The organism is Methylobacterium sp. D48H, from assembly GCF_053345715.1.
Genome location: NZ_JBKFAP010000009.1, coordinates 16,346 through 32,263 on the forward strand (window position 1 = coordinate 16,346; position 15,918 = coordinate 32,263).

The 15,918-nt window shown below is 72.5% G+C and carries 15 protein-coding genes; 6 read left to right on the plus strand and 9 right to left on the minus strand.

All coding sequences use genetic code 11. The features are described from left to right. The 5 genes from ACLBX8_RS16500 to ACLBX8_RS16520 form a co-directional block, all read right to left on the minus strand. A complete protein-coding gene (locus ACLBX8_RS16500; RefSeq protein ID WP_427508707.1) occupies positions 1–360 on the minus strand; it encodes a HepT-like ribonuclease domain-containing protein in 360 nt (119 codons plus the stop codon). Further along, a complete protein-coding gene (locus ACLBX8_RS16505) occupies positions 341–637 on the minus strand; it encodes a nucleotidyltransferase family protein (RefSeq protein WP_100251448.1) in 297 nt (98 codons plus the stop codon). Before ACLBX8_RS16505 ends, ACLBX8_RS16500 begins: the two co-directional genes overlap by 20 nt. Before the next feature lie 60 nt (positions 638–697). Beyond that, entirely contained in the window at positions 698–2,179 is a 1,482-nt protein-coding gene (locus ACLBX8_RS16510; RefSeq protein WP_447699399.1) for a UdgX family uracil-DNA binding protein, read from the minus strand. Further along, positions 2,179–3,390 (minus strand): putative DNA modification/repair radical SAM protein, encoded by a 1,212-nt coding sequence (locus ACLBX8_RS16515; RefSeq protein ID WP_447699400.1) that lies wholly within the window; start codon positions 3,388–3,390, stop codon positions 2,179–2,181. Before ACLBX8_RS16515 ends, ACLBX8_RS16510 begins: the two co-directional genes overlap by 1 nt. A 76-nt stretch (positions 3,391–3,466) precedes the next feature. After that, positions 3,467–4,012 (minus strand): regulatory protein RecX, encoded by a 546-nt coding sequence (locus tag ACLBX8_RS16520; RefSeq protein WP_447715522.1) that lies wholly within the window; start codon positions 4,010–4,012, stop codon positions 3,467–3,469. A gap of 224 nt (positions 4,013–4,236) precedes the next feature. Here ACLBX8_RS16520 and ACLBX8_RS16525 point away from each other — a divergent pair, with 224 nt between their 5' ends. From ACLBX8_RS16525 to grpE, 3 genes are all read left to right on the plus strand, one after another. After that, positions 4,237–5,655, plus strand: a complete 1,419-nt coding sequence (locus tag ACLBX8_RS16525) for a TAXI family TRAP transporter solute-binding subunit (protein ID WP_091679401.1) — start codon at positions 4,237–4,239, stop codon at positions 5,653–5,655. Between the two features lie 51 nt (positions 5,656–5,706). Continuing rightward, positions 5,707–8,499, plus strand: coding sequence for a [protein-PII] uridylyltransferase (locus tag ACLBX8_RS16530; RefSeq protein ID WP_020092537.1), 2,793 nt, complete (start codon positions 5,707–5,709; stop codon positions 8,497–8,499). 103 nt (positions 8,500–8,602) lie between these two features. Next, on the plus strand, positions 8,603–9,217 hold the full coding sequence (grpE, locus tag ACLBX8_RS16535) for a nucleotide exchange factor GrpE (RefSeq protein WP_026604829.1): 615 nt from the start codon (positions 8,603–8,605) through the stop codon (positions 9,215–9,217). A gap of 18 nt (positions 9,218–9,235) precedes the next feature. On the opposite strand, the gene ACLBX8_RS16540 is transcribed toward grpE, so the two are convergent. The 3 genes from ACLBX8_RS16540 to ACLBX8_RS16550 all read right to left on the minus strand — a co-directional run bounded on the left by ACLBX8_RS16540 (position 9,236) and on the right by ACLBX8_RS16550 (position 10,694). Further along, entirely contained in the window at positions 9,236–9,607 is a 372-nt protein-coding gene (locus tag ACLBX8_RS16540; protein ID WP_447715568.1) for a hypothetical protein, read from the minus strand. 185 nt (positions 9,608–9,792) lie between these two features. Continuing rightward, the gene (locus tag ACLBX8_RS16545; RefSeq protein ID WP_447699402.1) at positions 9,793–10,530 is read right to left on the minus strand and encodes an outer membrane protein; all 738 of its coding nucleotides are present in this window, start codon (positions 10,528–10,530) and stop codon (positions 9,793–9,795) included. Positions 10,531–10,565: 35 nt separating this feature from the next. Further along, a complete protein-coding gene (locus ACLBX8_RS16550; protein ID WP_020092541.1) occupies positions 10,566–10,694 on the minus strand; it encodes a hypothetical protein in 129 nt (42 codons plus the stop codon). A gap of 474 nt (positions 10,695–11,168) precedes the next feature. On the opposite strand from ACLBX8_RS16550, the gene ACLBX8_RS16555 reads away from it, so the two are divergent. Both ACLBX8_RS16555 and ACLBX8_RS16560 read left to right on the plus strand, forming a co-directional pair. Beyond that, positions 11,169–12,014, plus strand: coding sequence for a DUF6502 family protein (locus ACLBX8_RS16555; protein WP_091679406.1), 846 nt, complete (start codon positions 11,169–11,171; stop codon positions 12,012–12,014). Between the two features lie 11 nt (positions 12,015–12,025). Continuing rightward, the gene (locus ACLBX8_RS16560) at positions 12,026–13,390 is read left to right on the plus strand and encodes a DUF5666 domain-containing protein (protein WP_447715523.1); all 1,365 of its coding nucleotides are present in this window, start codon (positions 12,026–12,028) and stop codon (positions 13,388–13,390) included. 172 nt (positions 13,391–13,562) lie between these two features. On the opposite strand, the gene ada is transcribed toward ACLBX8_RS16560, so the two are convergent. After that, positions 13,563–14,627, minus strand: coding sequence for a bifunctional DNA-binding transcriptional regulator/O6-methylguanine-DNA methyltransferase Ada (gene ada, locus ACLBX8_RS16565; protein WP_447715569.1), 1,065 nt, complete (start codon positions 14,625–14,627; stop codon positions 13,563–13,565). Positions 14,628–14,802: 175 nt separating this feature from the next. Between ada and ACLBX8_RS16570 the strand changes: the two genes are divergently transcribed. Continuing rightward, positions 14,803–15,789 carry an alginate O-acetyltransferase AlgX-related protein gene (locus ACLBX8_RS16570; RefSeq protein WP_447715524.1) on the plus strand — a complete coding sequence of 329 codons (987 nt, stop codon included), beginning with the start codon at positions 14,803–14,805 and terminating at the stop codon, positions 15,787–15,789. The last annotated feature ends 129 nt before the right edge of the window (positions 15,790–15,918 follow it).

Genomic DNA, 15,918 nt, shown 5'->3' on the forward strand with positions numbered 1-15,918 from the left:
TCAGGAGTCGGGCGCGCGCGCGATTTCGGCGCGGCAGGCCGCGACGAGAACGGGCAAGCGCTCGTGGACGGTCCGCCAGACGATGTCCAGCTTGACGCCATGGTAGCCGTGACGAAAGACGTTTCCGATGGAGGCGATGTCGCGCCACGGCACATCCGGATGGCGCTCGCGCATCGCGTCGGTCAGCCGTCGGCTCGCCTCCGAGACGATCTCCAGGCAGCGGACGACCGCGTAGTTGGTCCGCAGGTCCGCCACGAAGGCCTCGAACGACATGCCGGCGACGAAGCGCTGAGCGGCATCGGCGTTGTCGATGATGTCCTCGCAGGCGGCGAGCGCCCGTTCAGAAGGCGGAAACCGCATCGTGCTCGGCCCGCTGACGGACGCGCGGCTTCAGGCTTTCCCGGTCGGCCACGTCGACCGGAACCGGGAACAGTTCGTCGATGAAGCGGCACAGGCCGGCATAGGTGAAAAGGTCGCGCACGCGCTCCCGGTCGATCTCGATCATCACGTCGAGATCGCTGTCGGCCTGCGCGTCGCCCCGGGCAACCGAACCGAACAAGGCCGCGTGCAGCACGCCGCGGCGGCGCAGTTCCGCCTCGTTGGCGCGCAGGATGTCGAGGGCGGCGAGCTTGTCCATGGCGGCGGGACCGGAGGGAATCGGCAGCCGCCAGCATAGCAGAAGCGCGGCAGAGGAGGATCAGGCCGCCAGCTCGCGCCCGAGCGCCTCCACCCGGCGCAGGTCGTCCACGAAGGCCGCGTAGGCCTCCGCCTTCGCCTCGTCCGGCAGCCGGAGCAGGTAGGACGGGTGGACCGTGATGAAGCCCTGGAATCGGTTGTCGTGCCGGTCGAAGCGGAACGGGCCGCGCGCCCGGGTGATCGGGATCGCCTTGCCGGTCAGCGCCAGCACGGCGGTCGCGCCGAGCGCCACGACGAGCTTCGGACCGACGAATTCGAGCTCCCGGTCGAGCCACCACCGGTAGTGGCTGACCTCGCCGGCTGTCGGCTTCTGGTGGATGCGGCGCTTGCCGCGCTCCTCGAACTTGAAGTGCTTGACCGCGTTCGTCAGGTAGCTCGCCCCCCGGTCGATCCCGGCCTCCGCCATGGCGCGGGAGAGCAGCTGGCCGGCGGGCCCGACGAAGGGCCGGCCCTGCCGGTCTTCCTGGTCGCCGGGCTGCTCGCCCACGAAGGCCACCGTCGCCCCGACCGACCCCTCGCCGAGCACGGCCTGGGTGGCCCCCGGCACCAGCGGCTCGGTCCGGCGGATGATCGCGTTCAGCTCGTCGAGGCTCTTGGGATCCTGGTCGGCCATGGCGGCGACGGCCCGGGCGGGTTCGCGGCGTGTGGGCAAGGTCGGCTCCCTCTCGATCATGGCTTCGGTGCGCCCGGCCGCCGCCCGGACCAGGGCCGGGATCGCGGCCGTCTCGGGCATGTTGTGCCAGTACTTCTTGGGCATCTCCGCCCGCATCGCCTTCAGGTTAGTGCGGGCCGGGTTGAACGTGCTCTCGTAATAGGTCTGCCAGCCGGCCTCGAAGCCGTCGCCCTCCGGAAGTTGGGCACGGTCGCCGGGCGGCCCGAAAGTCAGGGTCTCGGTGTCCCAGAGGGCCGAGCCCTCGGGCGTCAGGATCGACCAGCGCATCCCGCGGAAGCGGTCGACGAAGAACGGTGCCGCCGCCTCGAGGATGTGGTGGTCCGGCTCGAACCACGCGACGTAGCGCTCGCCGTCCGGTCCCTCCGCCCGGCGGAAGCGCAGGAAGGCGTGCATCTTGTGGAGGTCGCGCCCGATCGCCTTCGCCATCCGGTGCAGGCGGTGGACCAGCGGGTCGCTGCCGACCTCCATCAGGTGCCGCTCGCCGCGGCAGACCCGCCAGATCAGCGCGTAGAGCAGGCCGTAGCGCTCCGGATCGCGGTGGGGAATGACCTGCGGGATCAGGCCGGCGACGGCCTTCGGCAGGACGAGCGGCGTGCCGGTCGCCGGCTGGGCGTCGCTGCCGAACAGGCCGGGCGCGTCCGTCACCGACCACGTCACGGCCTCGGGCGGGACGCCCTGCGCGACGAGGCTCCGGGCGGCTTTGCGGAAACCGTCGAGATCGGCGCCGGGGCGCAGCGCGACGGCGCGCGGCGACCGCGCATCCCCCCTCTCCACGGAGGCAGACGGAAACGGCGCGGGCCCCGCCCCCATCAGAAAAGGCTCAGCTGCGCCGCGGGCTCGACCAGCCGCGTCCGCAGGTCGAGCCGGTCGGTGAGCCCGACCGGCCGATGGTCGGCGGCGACGAGGAACGGCCGCGCCCGCTTCAGGCCGGAGGTCAGCCGGGCGACGTCGTCAAGGCGCAAGGTCGCGTGGCGGCGCGCCCTGACGATCTTGTCGACCGCCCGCGCCCCGAGCCCCGGAACCCGCAGCAGCCATTCCCGGTCGGCGCGGTTCACGTCCACCGGGAACTTGTCCCGGTGCTTCAGCGCCCAGGCGAGCTTCGGGTCGATGTCGAGGGCGAGCATACCGCCCTCCGACGCGTCGGCCACCTCGTCGGGGGTGAATTCGTAGTACCGGAGCAGCCAGTCGGCCTGGTACAGCCGGTGCTCGCGCTGGAGCGGCGGTGGCTTCGGAGGCAGGATCGCGGAGCCGTCCGGGATCGGACTGTAGGCGGAGTAGTAGACCCGCTTCAGGCCGACGCTGCCGTAAAGGAGCGCGCTCTTGCGGATCAGGGCCTCGTCGGTGGTGGTGTCCGCCCCGACGATCACCTGCGTCGAGTGGCCAGCCGGCGAGAAGCGGCGCTTCTCGGCCTTGGCCTGCACGATGCGCTCGCCGATCTGCGCCATCGCCCCCTGGATCGCGGCGCCGTCCTTCTCGGGCGCGAGCCGCTCCAGGCTCGCCTCGGTCGGCAGCTCGACGTTGATCGAGAGCCTGTCGGCGTAGAGGCCGGCCTCCTCGATCAGCCAGGGGCTCGCCTCCGGGATCGACTTGAGATGGATGTAGCCGGCGAAACCGTGGTCGCGCCGGAGCGACTTCGCCACGCCGGTCAGCAGCTCCATCGTGTGGTCGGGCGACTTGATGATGCCGGAGGAGAGGAACAGCCCCTCGATGTAGTTGCGCCGGTAGAAGTTCAGGGTGAGGTTCACGACCTCCTCCACGGTGAACTTCGCCCGCCGCACGTTCGAGGAGCGCCGGTTCACGCAGTAGGCGCAGTCGAACAGGCACCAGTTCGTCAGCAGGATCTTGAGGAGCGAGACGCACCGCCCGTCTGGCGTGTAGGCGTGGCAGATCCCGGCGCCGGTGGTCGACCCGAGCCCGTCCTTGCCGGCCGCCCGCTTCGGCGCGGCCGAGGAGGCGCAGGAGGCGTCGTACTTGGCGGCGTCCGCGAGGATGCGCAGCTTCTTGGCCAGGGTCTCGTCCATCGAACAGACAATGAACAACGCGGCCGAAGGTGCAAGGCCGGCGCGGCGTTCACCCCGGGCCGCGATGCCGCACCCGTCACGCCGGCGCGTCGGGCTCGCCGGATTCGTCGGGCTCCCGGTCGACCACACGGCGGGCGAGGCCGTAGGCGAAGCCGGCCCGGGCCAGGGCGGCGAGGTCGCGGTCGCGGTGCGTCGCCCGCTGGTCCGGGCGGCGATACGGTCCCAGGCGTCGCCGCCTAGCGTAGGCCTGGGCGGCCTGCTCCTCGATCGCGTCCGCCTCCCCATCCGGCAGGGCTTCGCGCTCCGCCAGCATGGCGGCCTCCACGACGTCGCGCGGGACTCCCTTGGCGGCGAGCTTGGCCGAGACGCCGCGGGTCGAGGTGCCGCGACGCCGCAGGGTGGCGAGGCGGGTATCGGCGAAGCGCGCGTCGTCCACGAGGCCGGCCGACACCGCCCGCGCGACGGTCGCCGTCACGAGGTCGGCGAAGCGTTCGGGATCCTCGCCCCGGGCCCGCGCGCGCTTCTGGACGCGGCGCGCGAGCGTCCGGCGCAGCATCTCGGTCGAGGCGCTGTAGCGCTCTAGATAGTGGAGCGCCGCACGCTCCAGCCAGGCCGGGCTCACGGGGCCGGGCGGCTTGATCTCGCGGTCGCGACCTTCTGGCGCGGATCCTGCAACGAATGGAGATTTCACCGGTTCTTCACGATCTCGACAGGTTTGCGTTCCATGACTCGGGTATGGAACGCGCGCAACGCGACAGGCTCGGCCATGGCCCGAACCACCGTTCTTCGCCCGGCACTCCGCAGGGCCGATGGCGCCTGCGGCTGCACGGCGCGGCGGCCGTACTGATGCGGCGCGAGTGGCTCCTGGTCCTCGTGGCCCTGGGGCTCGCCGCGGCCGCGGCCGCGATCGTCTACCTGTCGCGCCCGAACACCCTGACGGTGGCGGTCGGCCCCCAGGACGGGCCCGAGGCCGCGCTGATCGAGGCCTATGCCGGCGCCCTCGACCGGGCCCGGGAGGACGTCCGTCTCAAGGTGGTGCGCTACGGCGACGTGCGCGACAGCGCCCTGGCACTCCAGCGCAACAAGGCCGACCTCGCGGTGGTGCGGCCGGACGTTTTCCTGCCCGAGAACGGGCTGACCCTGGCGATCCTGCACGACGAGGCGCTGGTCATCGCGGCGCCGGAGGCGGCCGATCTCGACGACGTGCCGGCCCTGGCGCGCAAGCGGCTCGGCATCGTGGTCCGCCACAGCGCCGACCTGTCGTTCCTCACGAACCTGCTCTCCTTCTACGACCTCGTGCCGGACATCGTGGGCGAGGACGCGCCGGAGGCCGGCCACGCCGCCGAGGCGGAGCCCGGCCACGTGGTCGTGGTGCCACTGAAGGTCGGCGACGTCACGGCCGCACTCACCGAGAAGCGGGTCGACGCGGTGGCGGTGATCGCGAGCCCGGCCTCCAAGCCGGCGGCCGCGGTCGTCCGCGCCGTCGAACTGGGCGCGCCGGACCGCAAGATCGGCTTCGTCTCGATCCCGGACGGCGACGCGATCCTGCAGCGCTTCCCCGAGCTGCAGGCGGTGACGATCCCGGCCGGCACCTTCGGCGGCCGCCCGAAGCGGCCCGACGAGGAGGTCAAGACCGTCGGCGCCTCCTATCGCCTGATGGCCCGCGGCACGGTCAGCCGCGTCGCGGTCGCCTCTGCGACGCAGCACCTGTTCGAGTGGCGCTCGCGGCTCGCCTCGACCGCGCCGGTGGCCAAGCTGATGAAGGCGCCGGACTTCGACACGACGGTGGCGGCGACCTCGGCGCGCCTGCCGAACCACCCTGGCGCCGTCGACTATTTCGAGCGCGAGCAGCAGACCTTCCTCGACCGCTACGAGGATTACATCTACCTGTTCGCCTTCTTCGGCGGCACGATCGGCTCCGGCTTCGCGTGGCTCGGCCAGCGCCTCGCCCGCAAGCGCCGGGAGCGGGTCGATTTCGTCCTCGACCGGCTCCTCGACATCATGCGCGAGGTGCGCGCGGCGACCAGCGCCGCCGAACTCGACGCGATCGCGATCGAGACCGACGGACTGGTGGCGGACGTGGTCTGCTACGCCCGCGAGCGCAGCATCGACGCGCGCACGGTCAGCGCGCTGATCCTGGCGGTCGACGGCGTCCACGCGGCCATCGCCGACGCGCGGCGGCAGACGAGCGAGACCGAGCCGCGGGCGGCGACCCGCAACCGCACGGCCCGGCTGCTCGCCCTCGATCTGCCGGCCGCGGAGTAGCGGCGGGCGCCGCATGGCTGGCGGCTTAGGGATATCATGCTAACGGGAACCATGTTCGATCCCGTCGCCGCCCTCGATACGGTTCTCGAGAACCTCGACCGCGAGGCCCGCGAGCCCACGAAGCTCCGGGCCGCGCTGGTGCCGCAGCTGCGCCGGGTGATCGAGGAGGGCCACCGGGCCGCCGAGGCGCAGCTCCTCGAGGACCGCAACGGGCTGCTGTGCGCGCAGACCCTGTCGAATCTCACCGACGCGGTGGTCCGGGCGATCCACGACGCCGTGGTCTGGCGGCTCTATCCCAACGACAACCCGTCGACCGGCGAGCAGCTCGCGGTGGTCGCCACCGGCGGCTACGGCCGGGGCACGATGGCGCCGGGATCGGACATCGATCTGCTGTTCCTGCTGCCCTACAAGCAGACCGCGTGGTCCGAGAGCGTCGTCGAGGGAATGCTCTACGTCCTGTGGGACCTGAAACTGAAGGTCGGCCACGCCACCCGCTCGGTCGAGGAGTGCCTGCGCGAGGCGCGGGCCGACATGACGATCCGGACGGCCCTCTTGGAGGCGCGGTACCTGTTCGGCACCCGGGTGCTCTACGAGGAGCTCGTGACGCGCTTCGACGCCGAGCTGGTGGTCGGGTCCGCCGCCGAGTTCGTCGAGGCGAAGCTGCGCGAGCGCGACCTGCGCGTCTCCAAGGCCGGCACCTCGCGCTACCTCGTCGAGCCCAACGTCAAGGACGGCAAGGGCGGCCTGCGCGACCTCAACACGCTGTTCTGGATCGCCAAGTACACCTACCGGGTCCGCGACCAGATCGAGCTCGTCAGCGCCGGCCTGTTCACCCCGGAAGAGTACGCGCTGTTCGAGCGCTGCGAGGAGTTCCTGTGGCGGGTGCGCTGCCACATGCACTTCGCCACGAAGCGCGCCGAGGAGCGCCTGTCCTTCGGTCTGCAGCCGCGCATCGCCGAGCGCTTCGGCTACGAGGCCCGGGGCGGCCTCTCCGGCGTCGAGCGCTTCATGAAGGCCTATTTCCGCATCGCCAAGGATGTGGGCGATCTCACCGCCATCGTCTGCGCCGAGCTGGAGGCGCGCCACGCCAAGCGCACGCCGGTTCTCGACCGCTGGATCGGCCGGTTCCGCGACCGGTTCCGGGCGACCGCCATGGAGGCGGAGGATTTCTGGATCGACCACGGCCGGGTGAACCTGCGCGCGGAGGACGCCTTCGAGCGCGACCCGGTCAACCTCATCCGGCTGTTCTGGCTCGCCGACCGGCACAACCTCGCGATCCATCCGGACGCCAAGCGGCTGGCCAACCGGTCCCTGCGCCTCGTCAACCCGTCGCTGCGCGTGGACCCCGAGGCGAACCGGCTGTTCGTCGAGATCCTGACCTCGCGGAACGCGCCGGAGGAGGCGCTGCGCGAGATGAACGAGGCGGGCGTGCTCGGCCGCTTCATCCCGGATTTCGGCCGCATCGTCGCGATGATGCAGTTCAACATGTACCACCACTTCACGGTGGACGAGCACCTGCTGCGCACGGTCGGCGTGCTGGCGGACATCGAATCGGGCCGGGCCCAGGAGACCTACCCGCTGGTCTCGCGCCTCGTGCACTCGATCCACAACCGCACCGCGCTCTACGTCGCGATCCTGCTGCACGACATCGCCAAGGGCCGCCCGGAGGACCACTCGATCGCCGGCGCCGCCATCGCCGAGAAGCTCTGCCCGCGCTTCGGCCTGAACCAGGCCGAGACCGAGACGGTGCGCTGGCTCGTAGAGCACCACCTGCTGATGTCGATGACCGCGCAGAGCCGCGACCTCTCGGATGCCAAGACGATCGAGCGCTTCGCCGCGAGCGTGCAGAGCCTGGAGCGGCTGAAGCTCCTGACCATCCTGACGGTGGCCGACATCACCGCCGTCGGCCCCGGCGTCTGGACCGCCTGGAAGGGCACCCTGGTCCGCACCCTGTACGACGAGACCGAGGTCTACCTCTCGGGCGGCCATTCCGAGATCGCCCGCACCGACCGGGTGCGCCTCGTGCAGATGGGCCTGCGGGAACAGCTGCCCGGCTGGGGCTCGGAGGAGTTCGACGCCTACGCGGCCCGCCACAGCCAGGCCTACTGGCTCAAGGTCGACGGCACGCGCCAGCTCAAGAACGCGATCTTCCTGCGCGACGTCGTGCGCGACGGGCGGACCAGCGCGACCGACGTCGCCCTCGATCCCGTCCGGGGCGTGACCGAGATCACGGTCTACTCGCCGGACCATCCCCGCCTGCTCGCCATCGTCACCGGCGCCTGCGCGGCGGCCGGCAGCAACATCGTCGACGCGCAGATCTTCACCACCACGGACGGGTTCGCCCTCGACACGATCTTCATCTCGCGCGCCTTCGAGCGGGACGACGACGAGCTGCGTCGGACCAAGCGCATCACCGCGGCGATCGAGCGGGCGCTGAAGGGCGAGATCAAGATCGCCGACCTCGTGGCCGACAAGCACCCGCCGACCAGCACCCGTGCCAAGACCTTCCCGGTGCCGCCGGACGTCATCATCGACAACGCCCTGTCGAGCCGGGAGACCGTGGTGGAGATCACCGGCCTCGACCGGCCGGGCCTGCTCTACGAGCTCACCACGGCCTTCAGCCGGCTGTCGCTCAACATCACGTCGGCGCATGTGGCGACCTTCGGCGAGCGCGCCGTGGACGTCTTCTACGTCACCGACCTCACCGGCACGCGGGTGACGCAGCCCGACCGGCAGGCCGCGATCCGGGCCGCCGTGATGGACGTGTTCGCCCACGACGTCGCGACGCTCAAGGCCGAGGGTCTGGAGGCGCTGGTGGCGGCGCCGCCGCCGCGCGAGGCGTGAGCGTACGGGTTGATTTCGCGGCCCCGTGGCCAGATATCAGCGCCGATTCCACCATCCCTCACCGATTCCTGCCCACGACTGAAACGTGATGACGAGCAACGACATGCCCCAGGATGACCAGCGCCAGACCACGGTCGAAGCCGGTGCCGGCGCGGCCCAGGATCCCGCGCCCGCGGGTCAGGGCAGCGAGTCGGCCACCGTCGATCCGGTCGCGGAGGCCCTGGCCCTGCTGACCGCCGAGCGCGACGAGCTCAAGGACCGGACGCTGCGCACCCTCGCCGAGATGGAGAACCTGCGCCGCCGGACGGAGCGCGAGGTCGCCGACGCGCGCGCCTACGCGGTGACCAACTTCGCCCGGGACGTGCTCAACGTCGCCGACAACATCCGCCGCGCCCTCGACAGCGTCCCGGCCGACGCGAAGGCCACGGCCGACGGCGCCCTGAAGGGGCTGATCGACGGGATCGAGCTCACCGAGCGCGACCTCGGCAAGACCCTCGAGCGCCACGGCGTGAAGATCGTCGAGCCGCAGGGCCAGAAATTCGACCCGAACCGCCATCAGGCGATGTTCGAGGTGCCGAACGCGGAGGTTCCGGCCGGCACTGTCGTGCAGGTCGTGCAGGCGGGCTACGTCATCGGCGAGCGCGTGCTGCGCCCGGCCCTGGTGGGCGTCGCCAAGGGCGGCCCGAAGGCAGCCGCCAACCCGGCCGACGCCGCCTGAGCGGTCCCGCGGCGCGCCCTACTGGCAGGGCAGCGCCGCGGCGAAATCCGAGATGAACTGCGCGGTCTGGCGGGTCTGGGCCGGCGCGGCCGGATCGCGGGCGACGAGCCCCGCCTCGACGCGGAGGCGGCCGTTGCAGGCGCAGGTCGGCAGCGTTCCCGCGGCCGGCTCGGGCGAGCACGCGTCGTGGTGCGCGCAGGCGAGATCCAGCGCGTCGATCGGCTTGTAGCCGGGACCGCGGCTGCCGGGGCCGCAGAAATTCCCGTAGATCAGGATGGCGCCGCGCCCGTCGGGCCCGGGTGGCACGATCTCCTGCGCCCGCGCCGGGACGGTGCAGGCTGCGAGCGCGACGGCGAGCAGCATTGTCGTGAGGGAGGTCGAGCTGGGCATGCTCACGGCCGATCCTGTCGGAGAGAATCCGCGGTCCCGCGGGGCTGCACCCGCGCGGTATCCGGCCTCACCGACATCCCTCGGCCGTGGACAGGCTCGCGCGGCCGACAGATTCGCGAAGCCGAATGCAGGGCATTGCGGCCCAGCTTGACCGCTCCGTCAAGCTATCGTCCAACGAATATTGCTCAGAATCGGTAATTCACACCGGCCCGAACCACCGCAAAGCCGGAGTCCTGTTTGCCGGCACCATAAAACGCCGGAACACTGGCGTTGTAGTACGTGGCGGCGTTCGTTCCGCGGCCGAGATGGAGGTAGAGCGCCTCCACCTTGGCGGAGAGCTTCTCGGTGAAGGCGTACTCGATGCCGCCGCCGGCCGCGTATCCGGTCCGGTCGGTCGATGGCAGGGTGTAGGGGTAGGCGCCCGCGTCGGTCGCGCGCGCCCCGCCGCCGTAAGCGAAACCGCCGGTCCCGTAGACGAGGACCCGGTCGAACGCGTAGCCGAGTCGGGCGCGGACCGTGCCGAAATAGTCGAGGCTCGGTCGGACACTGTAATACGGCGTGGTGCCGAGATAGGCGGCGTCCGCCTTGGCGAAGGCCGCGCCCTGGATGTCGGCCTCGACGCCGACGACGACGCCGGAGCCCGGCGTGAATTGGTAATTGTAGCCGATCTGGCCGCCGCCGGCGAAGCCGCCTGACCGCCCGCCGCCCGTGACAGTGCCGTAGGTCGGGTCGGTGAAGCCGCCGCTCCCGGTCGGGAACGCGTATCCCGCATTCACGCCGGCATAGAAGCCCGTCCAGGTGAAGACCGGAAGCGACGGCAGTGGCGGCGGCGGCGCGCGGCGGGGCAGGTCGGCCGCCTGGGCGGCGAGGGCCAGGCAGCCGCATGCGGCGCCCGCGAGGGCTGCGGAGGTTCGTGCGTTCATGGAAATCTCGTTCGGCGCGCGGCGGAGCCGCGGGATCAGAGGGCCAGGAGGAGCAGCCCGACGACGGTCACGGACAGGATCAGGCAGAGAGCGAGATCGAGAATGGCCGCTCCACCGCAGGTCGGCGCGGTTCGTGCGCGGTCGATACCGGAGAGGGCGATCAAGAGCGGACCTCGCGGTTCTCTCCCGTGCGTGCCGCGACCCTCAGGGTTCTCGCGGCGCGTCGGGGCCCGACGGCGCCCGAGGGTGCCGCCGCCCCGCCTGAGGGGATGGCGGGAGCGGCGGCCTGCGGCGCCCTCGGTGAACCGGCGCGGTGGACCGTTTCCGCGACGGCGACCCCGAGGACGGGCAGTGTGAGCGCGGCGACGACGCAGACGAGGCGTCGGAGCCGCGGAAGGGGATCACTCAGGCTTGCCCGTCGCGCCTGGGCGGTGGGAAGCGTGAGCGGCGGCAGGGGCATCGCCACGAGCGTTCGCGTATCAATCGTCATCGGCCGGCCCCGCATTTCGTGGGAAATTTGACCACGAAGCGGTTTTACGTGTGCAAAAATCCCACGTCAACGCGAAATCGAGGGATCAGCGTGCGCCTTCGCACGCGGTGGGATTGTGTCCCACGGGATGAGCCGTCACGATGCGGCCATGTCTGATACTGCCGATACACCGCGGGAGGGCGCCAGCCTGCACGCGCCGCTGGCGCGGCTGCTGCGCCCCCTCGTGCGCCTGCTCGTCGCCCGCGGCATCACATTCCCGGCGCTCACCGACCTGCTGCGCGAGCTCTACGTGAACGTCGCCGAGTACGACTTCGCCCTCGCCGGAAAGGAGCAGACCGACAGCCGCGTCTCCCTGCTCACCGGCATCCACCGCAAGGAGGTCCGGCGCCTGCGGGGCGCCGGTGCTCCGGTCAGCGCCGTCCCGGCGGTCGTCTCCCGCACCAGCCGGATCATCGCCCGCTGGATCGCCGACCCGGCCTTCACCGACGCGCAGGGCCAGCCCCTGAAACTTCCGCGCACGGCCGAGGGCGGCGCACCCTCGTTCGAGTCGCTGGTCGCGGGCGTGACGCGGGACCTGCGGCCGCGCGCCGTCCTCGACGAGTGGCTCGATCGCGGGCTGGCCTTCACGGATCCGCAGGACCGGATCGTGCTGGCCGAGGCCGCCTACGTACCGAGGGGCGACGGCGCCGAGGGGCCCCAGCTCTACTATTTCGGCCGCAACCTGCACGACCACATCGCCGCGGCCGTCGCCAACATCTTCGGAGACGCGCCGCGCTTCCTCGAGCGGGCGGTCCACTACGACGGGCTGTCCGAGGACCTCGCGACCCGGCTCGAGGCGCGCGCCCGCGAGATCGCCATGGAGGCGCTGCAGCAGGCCAACCGGGAAGCGCACGCGGCCTGCCAGACCGATCCCGGCGGCACGCATCGCTGGAACTTCGGCCTGTACGTCTACACCGAAGCGGCGCCGCCGGCGCGGCGAGCGGACGAGCGGTGAGAGGCCGGCCGGTGCGCGCCACGCTCAACCGCCGGTTCGTCCTGCGCCTGCTCGCGGGCGCCACGACCGTGCTGCCCGGCACCGTCCGGTCGCAGGAATCCCCGCGCGATCAGGGCATCGGCGGGACCGGCATGATGCGGACCGACGCGCCGAAGAGCGGGCCCCTCGGCGAGGGCGACCGCGGCATCGGCGGCACCGGCGTGATCGGCACGATCCGACGCTTCGGCTCGATCGTCGTCAACGACCTGCGCATCGCCTATCCGCCCGAGGTGGAGGTGCATATCGACGGCACGGCCGCGAAGGCCGCCGACCTGAAGATCGGTCAGGTCGTCCACGTGGTGGCGCGGCCCGAGGGCGGCGGACTCGCCACGGGGCGGATCGACGTCACCAGCGAAGTGGTCGGGTCGGTGGAGTCGGTCGCGCCCGGGCGGCTCGTGGTGCTCGGCCAGCGGGTTTCCATCGCAGGTCTCGGCGGCGTGTGGCAGCCGGGCGCGCGGGTCGCGGTGAGCGGGCTGCGCCGGCCCGACGGCGTGATCGTGGCGAGCCTGATCGAGCCGCGGGACACCGGGCCCGACCGCGTCGCCGGCCCGGTGCGGCGGGTCGCGGGCGGCCTCGGGATCGGCGGCCTCCGCCTCGCGGGCGCCGACGCCCTGCCGCCGGGCCGGCGCGCCCTGGTGACGGGCCGTGCGGCGAACGGCGTGCTCACCGTGACCAACGCCGCGCAGGTCGGCCTGCCCTTCCCGCCGGGTCTGAAACAGGTCTCGATCGAGGCCTATATCGGCCGGGATAGCGGCAGGCTCGACGTCGGCGCGGGCTACGCCGTCGCGGGCCGCCCCGGCGCGCAGGTTCCGCGCACCGGGAGCGTGCGGGCGGTGCTGACCGCGGCGATCGCGCGGGACGGGGACCTGACGGTGGAGCGGCTGCGGATCGAGGACCGCATCGCGCCCGAGCCGCAGCGGCCGGACGCCCCGCGGTTCGAGCGGGAGCGCGACCGGCTCGACCTCCGCAACCTCCCCGACGAGGCGCCCGGCCGCTTCGGCGCCGAGCCCGGAGGCCGCCAGGGCGGCCTGGGCGGCATCGGCGAACCGCGCGGACCCGCGATCGACACTCGGCCGGGGGGCGCGGTCGTCCCCGGATCGGAGGGCACCGGCGGATTCGGAGCGCCGCGCGGCGGCTTCGGCGGCACGCCGCCGGCAGGCCCCGGGGCGTTCCCGGGCGGCCCCGGGGGCTTCGGCGGCTCGCCCGGGGGCCCCGGCCCGGGCCCGGGCGGAGGCGGCTTCGGCGGCGGTGGTTTCGGCGGCGGTGGTTTCGGCGGCGGTGGTTTCGGCGGCGGCGGTTTCGGCGGGCCTGGCGGTCCTGGCGGCGGCCGGCGCTAGAGCCGCGCCCGGTCGGGACGACAATGTAGCCGGGCCCGTGCCGGGCGAGGCGCGGGTCCCCCCTGCGGGAGAGGGGTGTGGGGCGGCTGTCTCGACCGGATCGGCCTTCGTCCCGCACCGTCGCAACGCTTCGGAGGCGGCTCTAGAGCAGACCGCGCGGGACGGAGGGACTTCAGCCCTCCGCCTCCCGGTCGAGCAGCGCGCGCTTGCGCGCGACGCCCCAGCGATAGCCCGACAGGGCGCCGTCCGAGCGGACGACACGGTGGCAGGGGATGGCCACCGCGACGGGGTTCGCCCCGCAGGCCTGCGCGACCGCGCGCGTCGCCGTCGGCAGGCCGATCGCCCGGGCGATCTCCGCGTAGGTCGCGGTGGATCCCACCGGGATCTTGCGCAGCGCCGTCCAGACCCGCTGCTGGAACGCCGTGCCGCGGATGTCGAGGGGCAGGTCGAGGCCGGTGCCCGGCGCCTCCACGAGCCCGATGACCCGCGCCATCCAGCCCTCGAAGGCCGGGTCGCCGCCCTCGATCTCCGCGGCGGGGAAGCGGTCCTGGAGATCGTGCAGGAGCGGCTCGGGCGCGTCCCCGAGGAGGATCGCGCAGACGCCCGCCTCGGTGGCGGCGACGAGGATCGCGCCGAGGCTGCAGGCGCCGATGCCGAACCGGATGCGCAGGCCCGCGCCGCCCGTCCGGTAGGCGGCGGGCGCCATGCCGAGGCGAGGCGCGGCCGCCGCGTAGAACCGGCTCGCGGCAGCGTAGCCGGCCTCATACAGCGCCTCCGTCACCGAAGCGGCCCCGGGCAGCCGCCGCGCCACGGCGGCGGCACGGTGGGCTGACGCGTAGGCTCTGGGGGTCACGCCGGTGGCGTCCTTGAACACCCGGTGGAAGTGGTAGGCGCTCAGGCCGGCGGCGCGGGCGAGCGCGGCGAGGGACGGAACCGTCTCCGCCGTCTCGATCAGGCGGCAGGCGCGGGCGACCGCCTCGGCCCGGCGCTCGGCGAGGGCGGGCTCGTCCGGGCGGCAGCGGCGGCACGGCCGGAAGCCGGCAGCCTCGGCCTCGGCGCAGGTCCGGTGGAAGCTGACATTCTCGGGCCGCGCCGCGCGCGCGGCGCAGCTCGGGCGGCAGTACACGCCCGTGGTGCGGACCGCGTACACGAAGGTGCCGTCGGCCCGCGGGTCGCGGGCGGCGAGGGCGGCCCAGCGCTCGGCATCGCCGGGGTCTGTCGCGGGAACGGGGCTCATGGCAGCCGTACTATGCGGCTTGGCGCGGGCCTTGAGGAGGGGCATGACGGGGCCTGCCGGGTGGTGGATGACGCGTGCGGCACTCTGCCGGTCCGCCGCTCCGGCATCCCGCGCCTTGCGGCCGAATTCGACATCGGCGGCCGCCGAAACGGGCGACCCGCCTCACGAGTGCGTCATGGCTTCGAGCACGCCCGATCACATCCATGTCGGCCAGGACGGCTGGCTGTTCCTGAAGACGGGCACGAACGACGTGCTCGGCCAGTACGAGCGGCCGGAGGAGACGACCGAGCTGATCTGGCAGTGGCGCAGCCTCGTGACGACGCGGGAGCGGCGCCTGCGCGCCCAGGGGATCCTGTACCGCCACGTCGTCGCTCCGGAGAAGCTGATGATCTACGATCACCGGCTCGACGGGCTCACCATCCGGCCGGGCGCGTCGCCGGCCTACCGCCTCCTCCACAGCGAGCCCCCGGCGGGCCGCTTCCCGGGTCCGGTCGGGCTGTACGCGGCCTGGCGCCGGCGGAAGCGCTGGCGGCAGACCTGCATCGATCTGGTGAAGCCGATGCGGACGCAGCGCGACGCGGCCGACCTCTACTGCCGGACCGACACCCACTGGTCCGCCGACGGCTGCTATCTCGCCTACGCGGAGATCTGCCGGGCGCTGGGCGCCGAGCCGCGGCAGGACCTGCGGGACCGGCCGTCCTTCGAGACCGACCACGACGGCGATCTGGGGAGCGCCTTCGATCCACCCCGGCGGGCGCGCTCGCGCACCGTCCTGATGCAGCAGGACGCGGTCCGGACCTACGGCAGCCCGATCGTCGAGGCCCGGGAGAAGGCCGGCCTGCTGCACACGCTGCATGTCGGCGCGCACGTGATCTACGGGAACACCGAGGCCACCGACCCGCGCCGGCTGGTCTTGTTCGGCGATTCCTTCTCGCACGTCATGCCGTACATGCTGACGATCATGCTGGCCGAGACGTTCCGCGAGGTGCACTTCGTCTGGAGCACCTCGCTGGACTGGCCGTATATCGAGCGCGTCCGGCCCGACATCGTGCTGACCGAGGTGGCCGAGCGCTTCATGGTGCAGCTGCCCGACGACACCTTCTCGGTGGAGCGCTACGCGCAGGACCGCTTCGGGGCCGAACTCGCGGCCGCGGGCGCCTGACGGGCGAGCCCGGAACTCCGGAGGGCGAACACGCCGCCTCCCGACTTCGCCAGTCCGGGATTGCCGAGCGGGATCCGGAGCGCGAGCGGGCGCCCGGCATGGCTGCGACCGGAACTGTCCGTTCCCGGC

What these genes read in the sequence shown, in the direction of transcription:
- ACLBX8_RS16500 (WP_427508707.1), bottom strand. Translation starts at nt 360, where the DNA reads ATGCGGTTTCCGCCTTCTGAACGGGCGCTCGCCGCCTGCGAGGACATC.
- ACLBX8_RS16505 (WP_100251448.1), bottom strand. Translation starts at nt 637, where the DNA reads ATGGACAAGCTCGCCGCCCTCGACATCCTGCGCGCCAACGAGGCGGAA.
- ACLBX8_RS16510 (WP_447699399.1), bottom strand. Translation starts at nt 2,179, where the DNA reads ATGGGGGCGGGGCCCGCGCCGTTTCCGTCTGCCTCCGTGGAGAGGGGG.
- ACLBX8_RS16515 (WP_447699400.1), bottom strand. Translation starts at nt 3,390, where the DNA reads ATGGACGAGACCCTGGCCAAGAAGCTGCGCATCCTCGCGGACGCCGCC.
- ACLBX8_RS16525 (WP_091679401.1), top strand. Translation starts at nt 4,237, where the DNA reads ATGCGGCGCGAGTGGCTCCTGGTCCTCGTGGCCCTGGGGCTCGCCGCG.
- ACLBX8_RS16530 (WP_020092537.1), top strand. Translation starts at nt 5,707, where the DNA reads ATGTTCGATCCCGTCGCCGCCCTCGATACGGTTCTCGAGAACCTCGAC.
- grpE (WP_026604829.1), top strand. Translation starts at nt 8,603, where the DNA reads ATGCCCCAGGATGACCAGCGCCAGACCACGGTCGAAGCCGGTGCCGGC.
- ACLBX8_RS16540 (WP_447715568.1), bottom strand. Translation starts at nt 9,607, where the DNA reads ATGCCCAGCTCGACCTCCCTCACGACAATGCTGCTCGCCGTCGCGCTC.
- ACLBX8_RS16545 (WP_447699402.1), bottom strand. Translation starts at nt 10,530, where the DNA reads ATGAACGCACGAACCTCCGCAGCCCTCGCGGGCGCCGCATGCGGCTGC.
- ACLBX8_RS16555 (WP_091679406.1), top strand. Translation starts at nt 11,169, where the DNA reads ATGTCTGATACTGCCGATACACCGCGGGAGGGCGCCAGCCTGCACGCG.
- ada (WP_447715569.1), bottom strand. Translation starts at nt 14,627, where the DNA reads ATGAGCCCCGTTCCCGCGACAGACCCCGGCGATGCCGAGCGCTGGGCC.
- ACLBX8_RS16570 (WP_447715524.1), top strand. Translation starts at nt 14,803, where the DNA reads ATGGCTTCGAGCACGCCCGATCACATCCATGTCGGCCAGGACGGCTGG.